Consider the following 20,899-nt stretch of genomic DNA (forward strand, 5'->3'; position numbering starts at 1 on the left):
CCCCCCCCCCCCCCCCCCCCCCCCCCCCCCCCCCCCCCCCCCCCCCCCCAAAAAAAAACGACACCCCCCCAGATTACTACGCGTCTCGTGGGCTCGGAGATGTGTATAAGAGACAGACCCCGAACTCATCCGACATCGGAACCCGAGCACCCATCGCCTATCGCGATGCAGCGAACCGCTCGATCGTCGCCGACGGCGTTACATACGCCTACCGCGAGCTGGGCCCGACGGGCGGTGTGCCCGTCGTGTTCTTCGTCCATCTGGCTGGCAACCTCGACAACTGGGACCCCCGGGTCATCGACGCGATCGCCCAGGAGCGCCACGTCATCGCGTTCGACAACCGTGGGGTCGGTGGATCGACCGGAACGGTCCCGCACACCATCGAGGAGATGGCCGCTGACGCCGTCAGGTTCATCGGGGCGCTCGGTCACGACCGGGTCGACGTCTTCGCGTTCTCCCTCGGCGGGATGGTCGCCCAGGCGCTCGTGCTCGCCAACCCCGACCTGGTCCGCCGGCTCGTCCTCACCGGCACCGGGCCCAAGGGCGGCAAGGACATGGACAAGGTCGCGCGCGTCACCTACTACGACATCCTCCGCGCCACGCTGACCCGCTCTGACCCGAAGGAGTTCCTCTTCTTCAACCGCGACGAGACCGGCAAGCAGGCAGCCAAGGCCTTCGTCCGCCGCCTCGGGGAGCGCACCACCGACCGCGATCGGAAGGTCTCGACCCCTGCCTTCCGCACCCAGCTGAATGCCATCAAAACCTACGGGCGGTCGGCCCCGGCCGACCTGTCACGGATCACTCAGCCCACACTCATCGCGAACGGCGACAACGACCGCATGGTCCCCAGCGCCCTCTCTCACGACCTGCACCGACGCATCCAGGACTCGGAGTTGATCATCTACCCCGACTCTGGCCATGGCGGGATATTCCAGTTCCACCCGGACTTCGCACCCGTCGCAGTGAAGTTCCTCGGCCCCGCCTGACCACGCGGCCGCCTCGTGGTCACCCGGTCCTGCGGCTCGGCGGCTCAGCGCTCCAACGAGCCCGCACGCCTGACCGCCCGAACGGCTCGAGGAGGCCCGAGCAACCGCGCACACATGCGCAGCGGCTCCCGCGACGCGGACAGCAGTTTCCCGAGCACATCGGCGGCCAGACCTCGGCAGCTCCGGCAACCAACGACCTTCCGCAGCGCATGCCGACCACCTTGAACCAGCGTCATACCGCCGCGTATGGCAATCGTGCGGTAGGGCGGCGGAGGGGGCCGGTCCCACCCTCGACGGCTGTCTCCGGGCGTCAGCGGAATCTCAGGCGGGGAACACGCCGCTGGAGAGGTACCGGTCGCCGCGGTCGCAGACCACGAAGACGATCGTCGCCCCCTCGACCTCCTCGGCTACTTGCAGGGCGGTCCAGCAAGCGCCGCCCGCCGAGACACCTCCGAAGATGCCTTCTTGGCGGGCCAGCTGGCGGGCCGTCTCCTCGGCGTCGGTCTGGGTGACCTCCACGGTCCGGTCCACCGCCGAGGGGTCGAAGATCTTCGGCACGTACTCCGGGGGCCAGGCGCGGATCCCGGGGATCTTCGAGCCCTCCGCGGGTTGTGCCCCGACGATCTGGACACCGGGGTTGCGTGACTTCAGGAACCGCGAGACCCCGATGATCGTGCCAGTGGTGCCCATCGCGGACACGAAGTGTGTGATCCGTCCGTCGGTCTGGCGCCACAGCTCCGGGCCCGTCCCGTCCTCGTGGGCACGGGGGTTGTCCGGGTTGCCGAACTGGTCCAGGACCCGGCCGTGGCCCTCCCGCTCCATCCGCGTCACGACGTCGCGGGCCTCTTCCATGCCGCCGCGCGCCGGGGTGAGGACCAGGTCGGCTCCATACGCCTTCATCGTCTGGATCCGCTCGGTGGAGGCGTCCTCGGGCATCACGATGACCAGTGGGTAGCCGCTGATCGCCGCCGCCATCGCCAAGCCGATCCCGGTGTTGCCGGACGTGGCTTCCAGCAGGGTGTCGCCGGGAGAGATCTCCCCTCGCTCCTCGGCGCCGCGGATCATGCTGATCGCCGGCCGGTCCTTCACCGAGCCGGCCGGGTTGTTCCCCTCGAGCTTGGCGAGCAGCAGGTTGCCGCGGCGTTCGTTCTCCAGCCCCGGAAGGCGCTGCAGACGCACCAGCGGCGTGCCGCCGATGACGTCCTCCATCGTGGGGTACAGCGGAGGCTTCCTCACCCGCCGCAGTCTATGGCGGCGGTCGCCGCAGAACCGCAGCCGACTGCTCGACCTCCACGTATCCACCGAGCACGAAGAGGTCCGCGAGGATGACGTTCGTCCGGGAGGCCGACCACCCCTGCCAGAAGGGTCCGAGGCGCGTCCTTTCGCCGCGAGGCGACGAGGTTCGGCGTCTCCCGAGGTTCGCGGCTATAGGTCCCTGGGGTGCGCTGCCCTCCATGCCGACCACGCGTCGCTGCCGTGGCGAGCGGCACCGACCAGCCGCGCCAGCTGCCAATATCAGATGCCGTGGGGTGGTTGAGGATTAAAATACAACTTGTGCGGCACCCTTGCCGTCCACTCTCGGAGGTGGCTTCATGGACGTGGTTTTCCTCATCGGTCGCATCCTCTACGCCTACCTGTTCCTCGGGTCCGCGGTGGGGCACCTGACGAAGGCCGACGACATGGGCGGCTATGCCGCCTCCAAGGGCATCCCGGCCGCCAAGGTCATGGTCCGCCTCTCCGGGGTGCAGATCCTCGTCGGTGGACTATTGATCCTCCTCGGCGTCTGGGGTGACCTTGGATCGCTGCTCATCGCACTTTTCCTGCTCGCCACCGCCTTCCTGATGCACCCGTTCTGGAAGGAGACCGAGCCGATGGCCGAGCAGATGGAGATGATCCAGTTCAACAAGGACGTGGCGCTGGCGGGCGCCGCGCTCGCGTTCTTCTGGGTCTTTCAGAACGGTGTGGGCCTGACCATCACCGACGGGCTTTTCTCCTAGCGAGCAGCGCCTCATACCAGCACGTCAAAGCCGTGCGCTGAGGCGTCCCCAACCCCGGCCAGGGTTCGAGTGTCCGTGTCGGTGCCGAGGTCCCGGGCGAATCGTGCTCGGGTGCGTGAGGTCGACCGCCGACGGCCCGTCGTAGGCTCGCGCCATGAGCGAACGGGTGGCGGTCTACCTCGACTTCGACAATGTGGTCATCTCCCGTTACGACGACGTCCACGGCAAGCAGGCGTGGCGGCACGACGATCCGCGCAAGCATGGGTGGTCGACAACCTCAAAGGACCCGGTCGACGCGAAACTGGCTGCGGCGCGAGTCGACATCGGGGCGATCATCGACTATGCGGCGTCCTTCGGCAGCGTGTCGCTGAGCCGGGCCTACGCCGACTGGTCGGTTCCTGCGAACGCGGCGTACAAGGAGGAGCTGATGGGGCGAGCTCTTCACCTCGTTCAGCTGTTCACGGCCTCCGGGGTCAAGAACGGAGCCGACATCAGGCTCGCCGTCGACTCTGTCGAAGACCTCATGCGCCACCCCGAGATCACGCACGTGGTCCTTGTTGCTGGAGACTCCGACTACGTTCCACTCGCCCAGAGCTGCAAGCAACTCGGTCGCTACGTGGTCGGCATCGGCGTAGCCGGGTCGACCAGCAGGGCGTTGGTGTCAGCCTGCAACGAGTTCATCGACTACGCGCACCTGCCAGGGGTCACTCCGCCGCCGGTGGCCAAGCCGGTAGAGACCGCGGCGCCGGCCAAGAAGGCCGTCGCGAAGAAGACTTCCCGGAACTCTACGTCTGCGGACCTCGCGGCAGAGGAGGCGACCAGCCTCCTCGTCCGTGCCATTCGGGTCGGACTACAAAAGGGCGATGACGACTGGGTCTACGCGGCGGGGGTGAAGAGCCAGATGCAGCGAATGGATCCGGCCTTCACTGAGAAATCGCTGGGGTTCACCAGCTTCCGAGCGTTCGTGGAGTCGCGGAGCGACAAGGTGGAGACGAGACAACTCGCCAACGGCCAGTTGAGCGTACGGCTGGCCTGAGCTGCCGCCCAGGCCATGGCGGCTGCCTGACGGTGCGTCACTTCGCCGCGAGGCGACGACTTGCGTCCCAAATCAGCCGAGTGAAGACGCACCAACGCCCGCAGCGCGACGAGCTCAACAACCACACCTGCCGCCACTCACGAGGGCTCGACGTGGGCTGTTGTTGACATGCCGAACCGCTACTCGACGAAGATGCCGACCGAGACCACCGCACGCGTGCTCGCAACGGAACAGTCCAAGACGGACAAAATCCCCCAAACCTGTGACAACCCTCCGGTCACGGCCGAGACTTGCCGGACAGGGGGACACCGACCATGGGAAAGCGTCCTCACGCACTCACAACGCGAACGTAGACAGGGACCAACCCATGACTGACAATCCGACCCAGCCCATGCCCGCCCCCCAGGGGGTGCCGCACCTTCCGCCGCCCGTCGGCCAGCCAGTCAGTGCGCTGACCGACACGCCGCCGCCGAAGCAGAAGATGGGCCGGGGCAAAAAGGCAGGGCTCTGGACCGGAGGCATCGTCGCCGCGCTCATCGTCTTCGGCGCAACTCAGGGCACGCCGCCGGCGACCACGCCGACTGCGGCCACCGTCAACTCATCGAGCCCGTCGACCCCCGCGGCAGCCGCCCCAGCCACCCCCACCGTTGACCCTTCCATACAGGCGTCGCTCGACAAGGTCGCCGCAGACAAGGCAGCCGCCGATGCCAAGGCAAAGGCCGCCGAGGAGGCAAAGGCCAAGGCCGCCAAGGCAGCCGAGGACGCCAAGGCCAGAGCCGCGGAGGAGGCGAGGAAGAAGGCCGCCGCCGAGGCCGCGAAGAAGAAGGCGGCTGCCGACGCGGCAGCCAAGAAGGCGGCTGAGGAGGCAGCGGCGCGAACCGCCGGGCAGGAGCAGGCCATCGGCAAAGCCCAGGAATACCTCGACTACCAGGCCTTCTCTCGGAGAGGGCTGATCGAGCAGCTCCAGTACGAGGAGTTCTCCAAGGCCGACGCGACCTACGCGGTCGACCACATCACCGTCAACTGGAACGAGCAGGCGGCGAAGAAGGCGCAGGAGTACCTCGACTACCAGCATTTCTCGCGCAACGGGCTCATCGGCCAACTGCGGTATGAAGGTTTCACCAAGTCCCAGGCCACCTACGGCGTCAAGGCTGCGGGCCTTTGACCCAACCACCGACCTGGTGTCTCCCAGTAGAAGGCGCCTCGTTTCGCACCTGACGGTGTGAGCGAGCCCGCCTACGATGCCAGCACTACGTGCGTGACAGGTCGATGACGATGGGGGCCATTGGGCTAAGCGGAGGCCCTGAGCTCCGGCCGCAGCTGGCGCGTCACAGCGCCGCGAGCGGTCAGTGGCACCACTGCGGACCTGCCGACTCGCGGGGCTACAACCACCAGGACAACCCGCTCAACGCTCTCGGGCGGACCGTCCTTGGAGGCTGGGCCAAGATGGGGCGGTGGAGCCGCACCCTGAAGCCATCCGCGTCCTCATCGTCGACGACCACGCCCTCTACCGGCGTGGACTGCGGACCGTGCTCGCCGTTGAGGACGACATCGAGGTGGTCGGCGAGGCGGCAGACGGGGTGGCGGCGGTCACCCAGGCGGAGGCGACCGTTCCCGACGTCATCGTGATGGATGTCGGTATGCCGAAGCGGGGCGGCATCGACGCCTGCCGACTCATCAAAGAACGCGTCCCGTCGGCGCGCATTCTCATGCTCACCGGCTCAGAGGACGAGGCCGACCTTTTCGACGCCCTTCGCGCGGGCGCCACCGGGTACCTCCTGAAGAACGTGACCGACGAGATCGCCGACGGGATCCGCGGCATCTTCGACGGCCAGTCCCAGATATCGCCCTCGATGGCGACCAAGCTGATCGGCGAGTTCACGCGGATGAGCGAGCGCTCCTCGGGATCGGACGCCGCGCTTGGAGTCGAACCGCCACACCTGACCGAGCGGGAGCTCAGGATCCTCGAGCTCGTCGCGCGGGGCCGGAGCAACAACGAGATCGCCGACGAGCTGGTGATCTCGGTGAACACCGTGCGCAACCACATCCGCAACATCCTCGACAAGCTACAGATGCACTCGCGGCTGGAGGCGGCGTTGTACGCCGTGCGCCGGCGACTCATCGACCCCTGCGAGTGAGCCCTCGACCTGACAGGCCTGAACGAATGCGTCTGGCCCCTGACGACCGTCAGGAGCAGCGTCACATCGCCGCGTGACGCTCGGCGCCCTGCCGGACGGGCACAGGAGTCAGTCGAGGTGGGCGCCGGTCTCTCGGGGGAGGAGGGCCGCTACCAACGTCTCAACCAGCCAGTCCCGGTACTCCCTCTCCGTCCAGCCGCACTGGGTGACGAGTGCCTCGTAGTTGGCTTGGCCGCACACGGTGTACACGATGTCGCCCGCCCGCTCGGCGGTCAGCCCGGGGCGTAGCACTCCGCGCTGTTCGAGCATCTTCCCCAGGCCAGCGCGCAGGCCGTGCCGCCGCTCCGCCGCGATCTGCTCGCGCAACTCGATCAGCGATGTATGGCTGGTCGAGGCCGCGTCGAGCACCCGTAGCAGGGGACCGACCCGCGACCAGATTCCTGGCTGGGTGGCCGCATACAGCTGCAGCTGCCGCACCGGGTCCGGTTCGTCGATGATCCGCCGGATCGCCGGGCGTTCGATCACCGGAACGTCAGCACGCTCCGCGCCCCCAGCCACGGCTGCCCGCACCGCGTCACCGAGGAGGCCGGCCTTCCCGTTGGCCGAGCGGTAGACAGTCTCCACCGCAACGCCGGCCTCAGTCGCGATCGCCGGGATGGTCGCCCCCGCGAACCCCCGCTCCACGAACAGCCGGTGGGCAGCCTCGACGATGCGCGTGCGGGTGCGGGCGGCCTGCGCCCTGCGCAACTGCGAGTCGTACTTGCGTCTTGCGTTGCTCGACATTGAGGAGAACGATACTGGCATCAATATGGGCGACGGGGGGCTCCCCCGCCATCGAGAACAGGTGGAAGTCATGTCCAAGCTCATCGAAGCCAGCGCCGACATCGCCCGGACGCCGCATGATGTTTTCGACTACGTCTGCGACCCGGCACGGCTGCCGGACTGGCAGCCGTCGGTGGAAGTCGCCGCGTTCGAACCGCCCGGAGTGCCCGCGGCGGTGGGCGTGCACGGGCACGAGGTCCGGCGGGTTCCGGGCGGCGGGCGGACGTTCCGGTGGGAGGTCACGGAGTGTGAGCCAGGGCGGCGTTGGAGCATCAGAGGCATCGACGGCGCCGTCCGCGCGCACGTGACGCTCGCGTTCGCTCCGACGAGTGCGGGCACCGGCACGCACGTCGACTACCGGCTCTGGTTCGAAGGGCATGGCATCGGCAACCTGATCCGGCTGCTCGCGAGCAAGGGCGCGCGCAAAGAGGTCCCTGCGAACTTGGCGCTGCTCAAGCAGCGGCTCGAGGCGACCAGCGCGCGGCGCTCGAACGGATCGGACCTCTAGCGACGCAACCGGCACTCGGGTATCTCCAACAGTCGGCCGTCTACGGACGTGCACCGCGCCGCGAGGAGCGGCGCGTGAGGGGCTTATGTCCGCCGCGTCGACGACCAGGTCCGCAAGGTTGCCCGCGTCTCCCGACGGTTCACGGCACTATCCGGCCACCAGACCACACAGGTCGCGCTCAGGCGAACCGACAGCCGGCACAGCGTGAACGTGGGCTCGCCGGCAGGCAGGTCGTTCCGAGAGCGCCTTCCTCGCGGTGTGCGCGAAAATGCCCTCGTTCCGCTTGTGATCGGGTACGGCTGCGACATGGCAGTCCCCGATCTCCTGGCCCGCGTCGCCTCGTCCGCTGGTGGACAGATACTGCGCGTCGCAACCCAAATCGCCGCCGCCCGGCCGGCTACCAAGCCCCTCCACCCGCGCGGCTCCGTCGTCCCAGGCACACTGCACCGGTTCGGCGCCGAGGAGGAGACCGGCGCCGCATGGCTGGACCAAGTCGGTGAGGACCACGTGCTGGTACGGCAGTCACGAGCGGTCGGTACGCCTGCCCCCGTGCCAGACATATTCGGGCTCGCAGTCCGGGTCCCGAGCGACGGCGGCCGGCACGGCGATCTGCTGTTCGCCTCGACCGGGCTTGGACCGCTGACCCGTTACACGCTCACGCCGGCCCGGTCGCCCTACCAGAGACCGCTGACGACATTGCTGCCATATCGGACGCCCGCCGGTGGAGTTCTGCTTTCTGCGGTCTTTCACGACGCGACGACGGTGGCGCTTGCCTGGGCCATCGGCTCGGGCCGGTGGCACCCATTTGCGCAGCTGGTCCTTCACCCCGCCCCGGTCGGTGACGAAGACGCCCGGCTGTCATTCGACCCCATCCGCAACCCCTTGCCCGGCCTGGACACCTACGCCTGGGTTCGCCGGCTCCGCGAGCCGGCCTACGCCACCGCTCGACGTTCCCGCGGGTCTTGACCGCTTGAGCCGCAGTCGCGACGCGAATCGGGTCGGCACCGTCCACCTGACGGCACTCGACGCCAGCGACGAGTGCCCCACTCCGCCCGTGTGTGTCGCGGACGCCGCACTGGATACCGCAGCTGCTGAAAGACTCGCGTCATGGCAGCAGGCCGCCCTGGTGACCACTGGCGCACGACATCTTCGTCTGGAATCGGCCGGCGTCCGGCGAACCGGCTGACTCGCTGATCCGCGAGATCGCGGCGTCGGGGCGCCCAACGACTGGAGGACGACGACGCCTTGGGCAAGCGCCTCGGAACCTGTGGCCCCAATGGGGTCAGGTCGACGATGAGGCAGCCCGCTCATGGCCGTGGTGCGCAAGGGGCCGGCCGGTGGCATTCTTCGTCTGAGGGCTAGGTGAGAGGCAGATGTAGATGGCCCGCGATGCTTCCGTCGACGACAAGTGGCCAGCGAAAAGGTTCCACGTGGGCCGCGTACAGCGCGTCGCGAACACGGTGATCGGGACTCTCGCTTCCTGGGGCCTCGTACCGCACACGTACACGCTGTCCGTCCGCGGCCGGAAGACCGGTCGCTTGCACTCGACACCGGTCACCCTGGTCGAGACGGGCGACGAGAAATGGCTGGTCGCACCGTACGGGCCGGTGCACTGGGTGCTCAACGCCCGCGCCGCCGGCAGGGTGACTCTCAGCCGGCGCCGCACCTCGACCGAGTACGACGTGCGGGAGCTTCCGCCGGCGGAGGCGGCGCCGGTGCTGCGGCAGTACCTGCAGGTGGCTTCGGCCACACGGTCCTACTTCACCGCGTCCAAGGACGCCCCTGTTGAGGACTTCCTCAAGGAGGCGGGTCGGCATCCCGTGTTCGCCCTCGTTCCGACGACGCGCCCCTGAGGACTGTGTGACCTGCCAGGCGCGACCTCGGGTGCAGCCGCAGTCCGGATCAGGCGTCAGTTTCCGCAAGGTTTCGATCGCTGGGAGGGCCCGCCTGAACCGGGACTCCGGCGACGAGGACGGCGACGGGTCGGCTCAGGGCGGACAGATCTCGGGAGAGGTCGCCATCCACGACGAGCACGTCGGCGACATGGCCCGGCGCCAGCCGGCCGGTCACTCCCGGCAGGCCACAGGCTCGAGCGGTGACGGAGGTCGCCGCGGCCAGTGCCTCAGCGGGGGAGTACCCGGCTTGGACCATCTCCTCGACGACACGCCAGACGTTGCCGTGCTGCTTGGCGGGGGCCATCCCCGAGTCGACGCCGGTGATCACCTGGATGCCGTGCTGCCGGAAGCTGGTCAAAGCCGTGATGCGAGAGGCGTAGAACTCATCGAAGTCCTTGACGCCGAACCGTTTCATCAGCTCCGCGAGCGGTGGCGGCGGCGCAGGCATCAAGGCGTGGAAGCTGCGGTCGTTGCCCATCGTCAGATCCACGTACACGCCTCGGCGAGCCACCTCGTCCAGGAGTTGCTCACCGATGCTGGACCCGTGCGCCGCCGAGAGCCCGCTGAAGTGCTCGATCCCGTCGACGCCGGCCGCCGCCGCATTCTCCATGGCGACCAGCGAGTGGGCATGCGCCACGAGTGGAAGCCCGGCCCGGTGTGCCTCATCGACCAGCACGGCCAGCTGCGCTGCGGTGAACTGCGCGCCCAGCTGCGTCACGCCGTCCGGAAAGACGGCTCCATGGGCTTTCGCTCCCGCTACCCAGGGGTAACACTGGGTTAGGAGGCGAGGCCAGTGAGCAGTGACGTCAGGGAGGACCCGTCCACCGAGCAGGCCGACCGCACCGGCCGTGTCGACGCCAGCGAGCAGGAGTCCCGCGCGGTCGTCGAGGCGGCGCGCGAGAAGGGGTGGGAGCGACCGAGCTTCGCCAGGGGCCTCTACCTCGGCCGCTTCGACCTCGACCTCGTCCACCCCCATCCCCGGGCCGACCCTGCCGACGACGCCCGGGGTGAGGAGTTCCTGATCCGGATGCGCGAGGTCTGCACCCGCATCGACGGCACCCGCATCGAGCGCGAGGCACAGATTCCCGACGAGGACGTCAAGGCACTGGTTGATGTGGGCGCCTTCGGCATGAAGATCCCGCGCGAGTACGGCGGGCTCGGGCTCACCACGTCGTCCTACGGCAAGGCGCTGATGCTCGCCAGCTCCGCCCACCCGAGCATCGGCGCGCTGCTGTCGGCCCACCAGTCGATCGGCGTCCCAGAGCCGGTCAAGCTCGTCGGCACCTCCGAGCAGAAGGAGGCGTTCCTGCCCCGCTGCGCCGCGGGCGCCATCTCCGCGTTCCTGCTCACCGAGCCCGACGTGGGGTCCGACCCGGCCCGGCTGGCAACCACGGCCATCCCCACGGCGGACGGCACGGCATACTTCCTCGACGGCGTGAAGCTGTGGACCACCAACGGCGTCGTTGCCGAGCTGCTCGTGGTCATCGCGCGGGTGCCCCCGCATGACGGCCGGAAGGGAGGCATCACCGCGTTCGTCGTCGAGGGCAGCTCCCAAGGGATCACCGTCGAGCGACGCAACTCCTTCATGGGGCTCAAGGGGATCGAGAACGGCCTGACCCGGTTCCACCAGGTGCGGGTCCCCGCAGAGAACCGGCTCGGCAACGAGGGCGACGGCCTCAAGATCGCGCTCACCACCCTCAACGCCGGGCGGCTGGCCATCCCCGCGATGTGCGCGGCGGCGGGCAAGTGGGCTCTGAAGATCGCGCGCGAATGGTCCTCCGAGCGGGTGCAGTGGGGCCGGCCGATCGGCGAGCACGACGCCGTCGCCGAGAAGATCGCCTTCATCGCCGCCACGACGTACGGCCTGGAGTCGGTGCTGGAGCTGTCGGCGCAGCTCGCCGACGCCGGCAGCAAGGACATCCGGATCGAGGCCGCACTGGCCAAGCTGTGGGCCAGCGAGATGGCGTGGAAGATCGCCGACGAGCTCGTGCAGATCCGTGGAGGACGGGGATACGAGACCGCCGAGTCCCTGCGCGCCCGCGGCGAGCGAGCCGTGCCCGCCGAGCAGATCCTGCGCGACGTGCGGATCAACCGCATCTTCGAGGGCTCGAGCGAGATCATGCGCCTGCTCATCGCCCGGGAGGCCGTCGACGCCCACCTCAAGGCGGCCGGCGCGCTGGCGGACAAGGACGCGACCATCCAGGACAAGGCACGGGCCGCGCTGGGAGCCAGTGGGTTCTACGCGAAGTGGCTCCCGCACCTCGTGGCCGGCCGCGGCACCGCGCCGATGTCGTACGCCGACTTCGGACCTCTCGCCGAGCACCTGCGGTTCGTGGAGCGGTCCAGTCGCAAGCTGGCGCGGCACACCTTCTACGGCATGTCCCGCTGGCAGGCCAGGCTGGAGTACCGGCAGGTGTTCCTCGGCCGGGTCGTGGACATCGGCGCCGAGCTGTTCGCCATGACGGCCGCATGCAGCCGGGCGGAGATGCTGCGCGTCGACGACGACGTGCGCGGCCGCCACGCCTACCAGCTCGCCGACGCATTCTGCGACCAGAGCCGGCTGCGGGTGGAGACGCTGTTCGCCGCCCTCTGGAGCAACACCGATGCCACCGACTCGCGGCTGGCGCGGGGTGTGCTGGCCGGCGACTACACCTGGCTCGAGGAGGGCGTGCTCGACCCCAGCGAGGGCACCGGACCGTGGATCGCCGCGTGGTCGCCGGGGCCCAGCGAGGCGGAGTCGGTCTGGCGCCCCCTCCGGTGACCACCGGGCTTGCCACCTCGCACGCCATCATCCGCGAGAGGTGATCTCTCGCAATGCCTGCTCGGTTTGCCGGGCGATCGCGTCCCCGTCGTCCGATTCCAGCACCTGCACCGCGTCGGCCGCCCAGTGGCTCCAGTCCTGGATGGCCTGGTGCACATCGCAGATCAGCCGCATGGAGAGCACGTTCGTGTGCATCCGCTCGGGAAACGGCTGCTCGCCGCCGGCCATCGCTCCGAGCTGTCGGAGAGACTCGCGCGCCTGTTCGCCGATCAGGTCGATCGAGGCGCGCAGCTCGGCCAACCCGGTCTGGTCGCCGAAGAACACCTTGAGGGCGGCTTCGGACTCGACCTGGGTCGGTGCGCTCGGTTCGGCCAGCCACGCGCGCAGCGCCTTTCGGCCGGCTCGGTTGATTCGATAGACGGTGCTGGCCCGCTTGCCGGTCGCAGTCTTCTCGGCATCGGCCCAGCCGAGGGCGACGAGCCGCTTGGCCTCCAGGTACACGGCGCGCTCGGCGCGCGGGAAGAACCAGCGCAGGCTGCGCTCCGACTGGCGGGCGAGCTCGTAGGTCGTCCAGGGACGGACGGCCAGCAGGCCGAGCACCGCGTAGGAGGTGGAGGTGGGGCGAAGGTCGGCCATGGGCTTGACCATACTGCATGATGCAGTATATCAATACTGCATCATGCAGTAACCGCCTTGGAGGAACGCCATGATCACCACCGTCCCCCCGCTCGCCCGCACGGACCTCGGCGTCGGCGACCCGGCCCTTCTGCACCTGCCCGGCTGGTGCGGCGGTCGCGAGGTCTTCGATCCGCTGCTGGAACACGCAGCGCGGCACCACCGCTCGATCTCGGTCGACCTGCCCGGCCACGGCGACTCGCCCCGACTTGCGACGGACTTCGGTGCCGCTCAGGTGGCCGACGCCGCTGTGGCGCTCATCGCCGCCGAGCAGCTGACGCGCGTCGTGCCGGTCGCCCTCTCGCACGCCGGCTGGACGGCCTTGGAGGTGCTGCGTCGGCTCGGCCCCGATCGCGTACCGGCCGTCGTGCTTCTGGACTGGATGCCGCTGGGCGCGCCCCCGCAGTTCGGCGATGCCCTCGCCGCGTTGCAGGATCCGCAGGCGTGGCTCGCGGCGCGGGCCGGCCTGTTCACCATGTGGGGTGAGGGCGTCGACCACCCGGCGGTGCTCTCGTACATCGCCTCGATGGGCGGCTACGGCTTCGAGGCGTGGTCACGCGCGGGACGGGAGATCGCCCGAGCCTTCGCCGCGGAGCCCGTGCGGTTGGCGGCCTTCGGCCGCCTCCCCCGGCCGGTGCCGGTCCTGCACGTCTACGCGCAACCGCGCGACGACGCGTTCCTCACTGCGCAGCGTGCGTATGCCGTGGAGCACCCGTGGTTCAGCGCCGCCCGGCTCGAGGCGAGCAGCCACTTCCCGTCACTCGAGGTGCCGGAGCAGGTGATGGGCGCGATCGGCGACTTCCTGAGCGGGCTGCGATGAGCGGACTGCTCGTCACCGTCGCGCACCCCGACGACGAGACGTTCGGCTCCGGCTCCGTCATTGCACTGGCAGCCGAACGCGGCCTCGACGTCACCGTGTGCTGCGCGACGCGCGGCGAGGCGGGCGAGGCACCGGGGGTCGAGGCAGACCTGGGCGCCCTTCGCGAGGCCGAGCTGCGAGCGGCGGGCCGCGTGCTCGGCGTCTCCCGCTTCATCCTTCTCGGATATCGCGATTCGGGAATGGATGGTGCTCCGGCGCCCGGCACCCTGACCGCTGCACCTTTCGAGGACGTCGTCGCCGACCTCGACCAGGTGATCGACGAGGTCCGACCCGATGTGGTCGTCACGACCGATCCTGACCACGGCGACGGCCACCGTGATCACGTGGTGATCGGCCGGGCCACCGTGGCCGCGGCGTCCCGGCGGGCGGACCTTCGCGTCTACGGCTGGGCCCTGCCCCGCGACCTGCTCACGCGCTGGTTCGCCGAGCTCGAGCACGTCCGTCCCGAAAGCGCCCACTTGGACCTCGTCCGGCAGGGGCTCGGCCGACCGGAGGAGCAGATCACCGCGGCCCTGGACGTCGCACACCTGCAGCCGCTGCGCGAGCGGGCGATCGCGATGCACCGCAGCCAGCGCTCGCCTTATGAAGGGATGCCACCCGGTCTGCGCGACGACTTCCTGCGCACCGACCGCCTCGTCCGGTTGCACCCGAAGTGGCCGATCGGCGAACCGGACCACGACATCTTCTGAGCCGGCGTCCGGGCGTTGAAGTGCTGTTGCCCTGTCACCGCGGGTGTCAGATCGGGCGGTAGACCACCTGGCTCAACGGTGTGCCAGCCAGTCTCCGTAGAACAGCGCGAGGCCCGCTGAGGCGCAGAGGCCGGCGATGATCCAGAAACGCGCCACGATCGTCACTTCGGACCACCCGACCATCTCGAAGTGGTGGTGCAGCGGCGCAATCTTGAAGACGCGCTTGCCGGTGAGCTTGAAGCTGACGACCTGGATGATCACCGACGCCGTGATGATGACGAAGAGGCCGCCGAGGACGACGAGAAGCAGCTGGGTGCGGGTCATGATGGCGAGCCCGGCCAGCGCTGCACCCAGCGACAGGGAGCCGGTGTCGCCCATGATGATCTCGGCCGGGGAGGTGTTCCACCACAGAAACCCGAAGCACGCGCCGGCGATGGCGCAGGAGACGACCGCGAGGTCGCGTGCGTCGGTCACGTCGTAGCAGCCCGGCCCCGGCGCGACCGTGCAGCCCTGGTTGTACTGCCAGAGCGCGATGGCTGTGTAGGCGCCGAAGACCATGACCGATGCGCCGGGCGCCAGACCGTCCAGGCCGTCGGTGATGTTGACGCCGTTCGAGGCGCCCGCGATGAGAACGCTCGCCCACACGATGAACAGCAGCAGGCCCCCGACCGGGCCGGCGACGGCGAGATCGAGACCGGTGTCTCGGATGAAGGAGACCGCCGTCGATGCCGGTGTCCGTCCGCCTGAGGTCGTCAAGAGCAGGGCGCCGAGCGCGAAGACGACGGTGACGAGCGTCTGACCCAGGAGCTTCTGTCTGGACGTGAGGCCGAGGCTGCGTTCCTTGCGGATCTTGATGTAGTCGTCGAGGAACCCGACGACGCCCAGTCCGACGAGCAGGAACAGTACGAGCAGGGCGCTCAGCGACATGCCGCGGTGGCTCGCCTTGAAGACCCCGGACGCGCCGAGCCCGGCCAAGATCGCGTGCGAGGCGAAGTAGCCGGCCAGCGCTGCCCCGATGATCACCGCGCCCCCCATCGTGGGCTTGCCGCGCTTGACGTGGTGGTGTACGAGGTCGTCTCGGATGAACTGACCGTACCGATGCCGGACCAGGAGCCGGATGAACGGCTTCGTGCAGAGCAGCGCCACCGCCATCGAGATCGCGCCGGCCAGCAGAACGTTGACCATCGTCCCTCTTGCCTGTCCTTTCCTCCACGGTCGGGTTGCGTCGTGGCCGAGCCCTGCCGGCATGCGTTGGCCGCGTGGCCGGTCAGGTGCCCGTCAACCTTAGGCGCCATGACGACGCCGGCCCAGGATCCGTACGTCTCGGGCATTCTGGTGGTCCGTCCAGGACCGACTGCACAGCGCCAACATCAGCCGAGGAGCGCGCGGATGTCACTCACACGGATCCACAACCTGTCCATCTCGCTCGATGGGTTCGCCACCGGCGAGCCGCAGTCCGCCGAAGCACCCTTCGGGCATGCGGGCGAGCGGCTGCACGAGTGGATGTTCGGCACTCGGTTCTGGGACGCGGGCGGAACTGCCGGGGTCGACGACGCCTTCGCTCAGCGCCATGGTCCCGGCATCGGCGCCGAGATCATGGGCGCCAACAAGTTCGGCCCACCCGGATGGCGGGATGACCCGGACTGGCAGGGCTGGTGGGGCCCGAACCCGCCGTTCCACACACCGACCTTCGTTCTCACGCACCATCGGCGGTCCTCGATCGAGATGGAGGGCGGAACGACGTTCCACTTCCTCGACGCTGCCCCAGCCGAGGCACTCGACATCGCCAGGGAAGCAGCCGGCGGCCAGGACGTGCGGGTCGGCGGCGGCCCCACCGTCGTCCGTGACTTCCTCGCCGCAGGGCTCGTCGACCACATGCATCTCGTCCAGGTCCCGATCGTGCTCGGTCGCGGCGTCCGTGTCTGGGACGGCCTGGAGGCGCTCGAGGATGCCTACGACGTCGAGGCGGTCTCCTCTCCCAGCGGCGTCACCCACCTCACCTTCACGCGCAAGGCCTCGTGACCGTCGCCTCAACGGAAAGCCCACAGGGCAGACGAGCTCAGCCGCGACGAGGCGGGGCCGTGCTTCCTCGGACGACCAGCTCGGTGGGAAGCGTGGTGGACGCGCTGGGCGCGGTGCCGCCGTTGAGGAGGTCGAGGAGCAGCCGGCCGGCGAGGACGCCCTGTTCTGCCGGTCGTTGCCGCACCGTGGTGAGATCGCTCAGCTCGGCCACGGGGTGGTCGTCGATTCCCACCACCGACACGTCATGCCCAGGCTGGAGCCCGGCGCGTCGCAGGGTGCGGATCGCGCCGAGAGCCACCTCGTCGGAATGGGCGAACACCGCGGTCGGAGGCTCGGGGTGCCCGAGGAGCCGGCTCATCGACGCGGCTCCATGCTCGCCCCCCCAGGGCGCGGTGACGACAAGGGTGGGGTCGACCTCGATGCCGGCGCGCTCGAGCGCCTCGTGGTAGGCGGGTGATCGAGTCGAGCTCAGCCCCGGTTGGTCCGGGTCGAAGGCCTCGAGCATCCCGATGCGGGTGTGGCCGAGATGAAGCAGATGGTCGACGGCCTGCCGGCTCGCTTCGTGGTCGTCGATGTGCACGCAGGGGTAGGCGGCCGACTGTCCGCCGGCTGCGACGATGTGGACGCCCATGGTCTCGAGGCGGGCGCGCTCGGCGTCCTCCACCTGGAAGCCGATGACGACGACCGCATCGACCTTGCGCCGGGCCGGGAGGCGCTCGAAGAAGTCGTGCCGGTCCCGGACGCCGCCGACCTGGTAGAGCAGCACGTCCAGCTCGGCCCCGCGCAGGACCGAGTCGAGGCCCTCCACGACCGAGCCGAAGAACCACCGGGAGAGGTGAGGCACCACGAGGGCGACCCGCCCGGTGTTGCCCTTCGCCAGCCGTGAGGCCTCGGGCGACACGACGTAGTGGTTGTCCTCGGCCACGCGTAGCACGCGTGCGCGGGTCGCCGGGGCGACGTTCTTCGCGTTGCTGAGGGCGCGTGACGCTGTGCCCACGCCGACGCCGGCCATGCGGGCGATGTCGGCCAGGGTCACCTTCGCCGGTGTCACGTCTGCCACGGCGACAGGATAGACGACTGGAAACGCTTTCACCATCACCTTGGTCCCAGTGGTTGGAGGCTGCGCCTTGAGACTAGGGGCGTTTCGAATCGCGTACTGCTCTCTTGACATGCGTGACCAGTCGGCCTCATCATCGTGACTGGAAGCGTTTCCAGTGCTTCCCGCTCACTGTTCGAGTGACTGTCGGCGACACCAGGTGGCCGGCCCCCTTCAACGGCGCAGGAGGAACTCCCATGCACTTCGCAGGTCACCGTTCGCGTTCAACCCGCCTCTGCCTGGCGGGTGCACTGGGCGCCCTGTCCGCGGCGGGCGTGGCCGCCTGTTCGGCCCCCGGCCCCGCCTCCTCCAACGTCGCCGCGGTCGACTCGATCCCGACGTCCGTCAGCACCTCGGTGGGCACCCAGCCGGTGACCCTCAAGCTCTACGACGGCCAAGGGCTCAAGGCGGTCGACGACGCCCTCATCGCAGCCTTCACGAAGAAGTACCCCAACGTGACGATCACGCCGACCTACGACCCGGACAACGTCACGACGCAGAACCAGCCTCGGCAGATCGCCTCGGCGACGCCCCCGGACCTCGTCCGCGTCATCTCGGTGACGGCCGGCACGAAGAACCACCTGCTGACCAACCTCGACGCGTACGCGGCGGCCTACGGATGGGACCAGCTGCCCGCCTCCCAGCTCGCGCAGTTCCGGGAGAAGGACGGCGTGGCCGGTTCGGGATCGCTCTACGCCAAGGCCAGCGGGTTCACCATGACGGGCCTGTACTACAACAAGAAGCTCGCCGGGCAGGTCGGCATGACGGCGCCGCCCACGTCGGTGGAGGCACTCACCGGCCTGATGACCAAGGCGAAGGCGGCAGGCCTGACCGGCATGGTCGTCGCGAACAAGGAGGGCGGCGGGGTGTTCCCGTTCCAGCTGCTGCTCAACTCCTCGATGGGCCCGCAGAAGGTCGCTCAGTGGGTGTTCAACGCGCCGGGGGCCACCATCGACACACCAGAGGCGGTGGCGGCCGCCAAGCAGGTCCAGGAGTGGAACCAGGCCGGCCTGTTCCCGCCGTCGGTCAACGCCCTGGACGCCACCGCCGCAGACGCCCTGTTCGCCGGCAACAAGGGTCTGTTCTTCCCCTGGGGCAACTGGGACGCCGCCAACCTCGACAAGACGATGCCAGGCCAGGTCGGCTTCTTCCCCATGCCTCCAGTGACCACCGGCGGCCAGGTCGCCGCGATGTCCGACGCGGCCACCGCGTTCGGCATCCCGTCGAAGTCGAAGAACAAGGACGCCGCCGCCGCCTTCCTGAACTTCCTCTCGAGTGACGAGGCCCGCCAGATCGCCGTCGACAACGGCTTCATGCCCACGGGCACCACCTCGCAGAAGGCCCCGACCATCAAGCCCGACTCCGTGCTCAACGACGTCAGCAAGGCCTTCGCCACCGTGTCGGCGGCCGACGGACAGGTGCCCTTCGTGCAGAACGCCACGGCCGGCATCTCCAACCAGGCCTGGAACCCGGAGAGCCAGCTCCTGCTCGGCGGCAGCTCCACGCCGGAGCAGTTCGTCAAGAACGTCCAGACCACGTACGACGACGAGCTGAAGCGATGACCACCGTCGACGGCCTCACCGGCCGCGTCGACGCCACCGGCACTGTCCCCCCGACCTCGCGCCGTAACCTGCGGCCGGGGACTTCGGACCGAACCGCAGGCCACCGCACCCGCTCACGCGCTCGGTGGGCCGGATGGCTCTTCGCCCTGCCTGCCCTGGTCATGTACGCCGTCTTCGAGCTGTACCCGATCTACACGGCGTTCCAGTACTCGTTCTTCGACTGGGACGGCATCAGCGTGGCCACCCCGGTCGGGCTCCAGAACTACACGCGGGTCTTCACCGAACCGCAGCTGCTGGCCTCGATCGTCCACTCCTTCATCCTCATCGCCTTCTTCACCTTCCTGCCGGTGCTGCTCGCCCTCGTCATCGCCTCGATCGTCCGGGAGATCAGGTCCACGTGGGCCGGCGGCGCCGCCCGGACGTTGATGTTCCTGCCGCAGATCATCCCCGGAGCAGCGTCGGCGATCGCCTGGACGTGGATGTACTCCCCGGACGGCGCGGTCAACCAGATCCTGCGTGCGGTCGGCCTGCAGTCCGCCACTCGCGCCTGGCTCGGCGACTTCACCTGGGCCCTGCCGGCAGTGGGCATCATCGGCACCTGGCTCGCCACCGGCCTGTGCACCCTGTTGCTCATGGCGGGCATCGGCAAGATCGACGCCAGCCTCTACGAGGCGGCCTCGCTCGACGGCGCGAACCGGATCCAGCAGTTCCGAGCCATCACGCTGCCCGGCCTGCGCTCCGAGATCGGGGTCTGCGTGACCATCACGATCATCGCCGCCCTCGCCAGCTTCGACGTCGTCTTCATGTCCACCCAGGGCGGCCCCGGCTATGCCACCCAGGTCCCCGGCGTTCAGGTCTACCAGCTGGCCTTCACCGAGAACCGCATCGGCCAGTCGTCGGCTCTGGCCATCGTGCTGAGCTTGATCGTGCTGGCCGTCATCCTGCCCATCCAGCGCTTCTTCCGAGAGCGGTGACCAGTGATGCTCGCCTCCTTGCGTGACAACGCGCCCAAGACGGTCCTGCTCGGCGCCGCCGCCCTGTTCTCCGTCTTCCCGCTCCTGTCGATGTTCTCCGCCGCGCTGCAACCCCAAGGCAGCGCCCCGGCCGGCATCTCCTTCCCCGTGCACCCGCAGTGGCACAACTTCATCGACGCCTGGAACGTCGCCAACATCACGACCCTCGTGCGCTCCAGCGTCGTGCTGGTCATCGGTGTCGTCCCGATCGCCATGCTCATCTCCGCGATGGCCGCCTACGCCATCGCGCAGCTACGGATCCCGTTCGGCAACGTCTTCTTCCTGCTCCTGCTCCTCGGACTGACGCTGCCGTACGAGATCGTCGTCGTCCCGCTCTACTACCAGATGCAGCAGTTCGGACTGCTCAACAGCCAGCTCGGGCTGATCCTGCCGCTCATCGGCCTGAACATGCCCTTCGCCGTGTTCTGGATGCGCACGCATTTCCAGTCGGTGCCCGCCGAGCTGTCCGAGTCCGGCTCCATCGACGGCGCCGGCCCGTGGAAAGCCTTCCGCCACATCCAGCTTCCGCTGGCCGTCCCCGCCCTCGCATCGCTGGGGGTCCTGATGTTCCTCAGCACGTGGAACCAGTTCCTGCTCGCCATCGTGCTCATCGACGACCCGAACAAGCGAACCATGGCGGGCGCCCTCCAGGGCTTCGTGGGGGCCCACTCCACCGACGTGGTGCTGCTGAACGCCGGGGCGCTGCTCATCATGGCCCCGACGATCGTGGTGTTCCTGGTCTTCCAGAGGTACTTCATCCAGGCGATGCTGGCCGGCTCAGTCAAGGGCTGAGACATGACGAACGCGACCACCGCACTC

The 20,899-nt window shown here is 68.8% G+C and carries 21 protein-coding genes; 15 read left to right on the plus strand and 6 right to left on the minus strand.

Annotated elements, in window-relative coordinates; translation table 11 throughout:
- Positions 1 to 152: 152 nt before the first annotated feature.
- The gene (locus tag ACPYOM_RS01370) at positions 153 to 986 is read left to right on the plus strand and encodes an alpha/beta fold hydrolase (RefSeq protein ID WP_481344641.1); all 834 of its coding nucleotides are present in this window, start codon (positions 153 to 155) and stop codon (positions 984 to 986) included.
- 321 nt (positions 987 to 1,307) lie between these two features.
- Here ACPYOM_RS01370 and cysM read toward each other — a convergent pair whose 3' ends face one another.
- A complete protein-coding gene (gene cysM / locus ACPYOM_RS01375; protein WP_481344591.1) occupies positions 1,308 to 2,222 on the minus strand; it encodes a cysteine synthase CysM in 915 nt (304 codons plus the stop codon).
- A 356-nt stretch (positions 2,223 to 2,578) separates the two neighbouring features.
- Here cysM and ACPYOM_RS01380 point away from each other — a divergent pair, with 356 nt between their 5' ends.
- From ACPYOM_RS01380 to ACPYOM_RS01395, 4 genes are all read left to right on the plus strand, one after another.
- Complete coding sequence (locus tag ACPYOM_RS01380) at positions 2,579 to 2,983, plus strand: DoxX family protein (RefSeq protein ID WP_481344592.1); 405 nt, start codon at positions 2,579 to 2,581, stop codon at positions 2,981 to 2,983.
- A 154-nt stretch (positions 2,984 to 3,137) separates the two neighbouring features.
- On the plus strand, positions 3,138 to 4,019 hold the full coding sequence (locus ACPYOM_RS01385; protein ID WP_481344593.1) for an NYN domain-containing protein: 882 nt from the start codon (positions 3,138 to 3,140) through the stop codon (positions 4,017 to 4,019).
- Positions 4,020 to 4,386: 367 nt separating this feature from the next.
- Positions 4,387 to 5,184, plus strand: coding sequence for an Ltp family lipoprotein (locus tag ACPYOM_RS01390; protein WP_481344594.1), 798 nt, complete (start codon positions 4,387 to 4,389; stop codon positions 5,182 to 5,184).
- A 289-nt stretch (positions 5,185 to 5,473) separates the two neighbouring features.
- On the plus strand, positions 5,474 to 6,157 hold the full coding sequence (locus ACPYOM_RS01395) for a response regulator (protein WP_481344595.1): 684 nt from the start codon (positions 5,474 to 5,476) through the stop codon (positions 6,155 to 6,157).
- 108 nt (positions 6,158 to 6,265) lie between these two features.
- On the opposite strand, the gene ACPYOM_RS01400 is transcribed toward ACPYOM_RS01395, so the two are convergent.
- Positions 6,266 to 6,940, minus strand: a complete 675-nt coding sequence (locus ACPYOM_RS01400) for a TetR/AcrR family transcriptional regulator (protein ID WP_481344596.1) — start codon at positions 6,938 to 6,940, stop codon at positions 6,266 to 6,268.
- A 70-nt stretch (positions 6,941 to 7,010) separates the two neighbouring features.
- Between ACPYOM_RS01400 and ACPYOM_RS01405 the strand changes: the two genes are divergently transcribed.
- From ACPYOM_RS01405 to ACPYOM_RS01415, 3 genes are all read left to right on the plus strand, one after another.
- A complete protein-coding gene (locus ACPYOM_RS01405; protein ID WP_481344597.1) occupies positions 7,011 to 7,487 on the plus strand; it encodes an SRPBCC family protein in 477 nt (158 codons plus the stop codon).
- A gap of 306 nt (positions 7,488 to 7,793) precedes the next feature.
- Positions 7,794 to 8,453, plus strand: coding sequence for a hypothetical protein (locus tag ACPYOM_RS01410; RefSeq protein WP_481344598.1), 660 nt, complete (start codon positions 7,794 to 7,796; stop codon positions 8,451 to 8,453).
- A 464-nt stretch (positions 8,454 to 8,917) separates the two neighbouring features.
- The gene (locus tag ACPYOM_RS01415; protein ID WP_481344599.1) at positions 8,918 to 9,340 is read left to right on the plus strand and encodes a nitroreductase family deazaflavin-dependent oxidoreductase; all 423 of its coding nucleotides are present in this window, start codon (positions 8,918 to 8,920) and stop codon (positions 9,338 to 9,340) included.
- Between the two features lie 49 nt (positions 9,341 to 9,389).
- Here ACPYOM_RS01415 and ACPYOM_RS01420 read toward each other — a convergent pair whose 3' ends face one another.
- Positions 9,390 to 10,250: an amidohydrolase family protein gene (locus tag ACPYOM_RS01420; RefSeq protein WP_481344642.1), complete on the minus strand. Its 861-nt coding sequence runs from the start codon at positions 10,248 to 10,250 to the stop codon at positions 9,390 to 9,392.
- Here ACPYOM_RS01420 and ACPYOM_RS01425 point away from each other — a divergent pair.
- Positions 10,176 to 12,143, plus strand: coding sequence for an acyl-CoA dehydrogenase family protein (locus tag ACPYOM_RS01425; protein ID WP_481344600.1), 1,968 nt, complete (start codon positions 10,176 to 10,178; stop codon positions 12,141 to 12,143). The two genes, ACPYOM_RS01420 and ACPYOM_RS01425, sit on opposite strands and share 75 nt — an antisense overlap.
- Positions 12,144 to 12,170: 27 nt before the next feature.
- On the opposite strand, the gene ACPYOM_RS01430 is transcribed toward ACPYOM_RS01425, so the two are convergent.
- Positions 12,171 to 12,779 carry a PadR family transcriptional regulator gene (locus tag ACPYOM_RS01430; RefSeq protein WP_481344601.1) on the minus strand — a complete coding sequence of 203 codons (609 nt, stop codon included), beginning with the start codon at positions 12,777 to 12,779 and terminating at the stop codon, positions 12,171 to 12,173.
- A 70-nt stretch (positions 12,780 to 12,849) separates the two neighbouring features.
- Here ACPYOM_RS01430 and ACPYOM_RS01435 point away from each other — a divergent pair, with 70 nt between their 5' ends.
- Both ACPYOM_RS01435 and ACPYOM_RS01440 read left to right on the plus strand, forming a co-directional pair.
- On the plus strand, positions 12,850 to 13,638 hold the full coding sequence (locus tag ACPYOM_RS01435; RefSeq protein ID WP_481344602.1) for an alpha/beta fold hydrolase: 789 nt from the start codon (positions 12,850 to 12,852) through the stop codon (positions 13,636 to 13,638).
- Complete coding sequence (locus ACPYOM_RS01440; RefSeq protein ID WP_481344603.1) at positions 13,635 to 14,387, plus strand: PIG-L deacetylase family protein; 753 nt, start codon at positions 13,635 to 13,637, stop codon at positions 14,385 to 14,387. The genes ACPYOM_RS01435 and ACPYOM_RS01440 overlap by 4 nt, the downstream gene beginning before the upstream one ends.
- 72 nt (positions 14,388 to 14,459) lie before the next feature.
- Here ACPYOM_RS01440 and mraY read toward each other — a convergent pair whose 3' ends face one another.
- On the minus strand, positions 14,460 to 15,572 hold the full coding sequence (gene mraY, locus ACPYOM_RS01445; protein WP_481344604.1) for a phospho-N-acetylmuramoyl-pentapeptide-transferase: 1,113 nt from the start codon (positions 15,570 to 15,572) through the stop codon (positions 14,460 to 14,462).
- Between the two features lie 204 nt (positions 15,573 to 15,776).
- Here mraY and ACPYOM_RS01450 point away from each other — a divergent pair, with 204 nt between their 5' ends.
- Positions 15,777 to 16,409, plus strand: a complete 633-nt coding sequence (locus ACPYOM_RS01450; protein WP_481344605.1) for a dihydrofolate reductase family protein — start codon at positions 15,777 to 15,779, stop codon at positions 16,407 to 16,409.
- Positions 16,410 to 16,446: 37 nt separating this feature from the next.
- Here ACPYOM_RS01450 and ACPYOM_RS01455 read toward each other — a convergent pair whose 3' ends face one another.
- The gene (locus ACPYOM_RS01455; RefSeq protein ID WP_481344606.1) at positions 16,447 to 17,469 is read right to left on the minus strand and encodes a LacI family DNA-binding transcriptional regulator; all 1,023 of its coding nucleotides are present in this window, start codon (positions 17,467 to 17,469) and stop codon (positions 16,447 to 16,449) included.
- 233 nt (positions 17,470 to 17,702) lie between these two features.
- Here ACPYOM_RS01455 and ACPYOM_RS01460 point away from each other — a divergent pair, with 233 nt between their 5' ends.
- The 3 genes from ACPYOM_RS01460 to ACPYOM_RS01470 are packed head-to-tail and all read left to right on the plus strand — an operon-like array spanning position 17,703 to position 20,872.
- Positions 17,703 to 19,067 (plus strand): ABC transporter substrate-binding protein, encoded by a 1,365-nt coding sequence (locus tag ACPYOM_RS01460; RefSeq protein ID WP_481344607.1) that lies wholly within the window; start codon positions 17,703 to 17,705, stop codon positions 19,065 to 19,067.
- Positions 19,064 to 20,041, plus strand: a complete 978-nt coding sequence (locus ACPYOM_RS01465) for a carbohydrate ABC transporter permease (RefSeq protein ID WP_481344608.1) — start codon at positions 19,064 to 19,066, stop codon at positions 20,039 to 20,041. Before ACPYOM_RS01460 ends, ACPYOM_RS01465 begins: the two co-directional genes overlap by 4 nt.
- 18 nt (positions 20,042 to 20,059) lie before the next feature.
- Positions 20,060 to 20,872 (plus strand): carbohydrate ABC transporter permease, encoded by an 813-nt coding sequence (locus tag ACPYOM_RS01470; protein ID WP_481344609.1) that lies wholly within the window; start codon positions 20,060 to 20,062, stop codon positions 20,870 to 20,872.
- Positions 20,873 to 20,899: the final 27 nt, after the last annotated feature.

The organism is Monashia sp. HAY1-2A, from assembly GCF_056755315.1.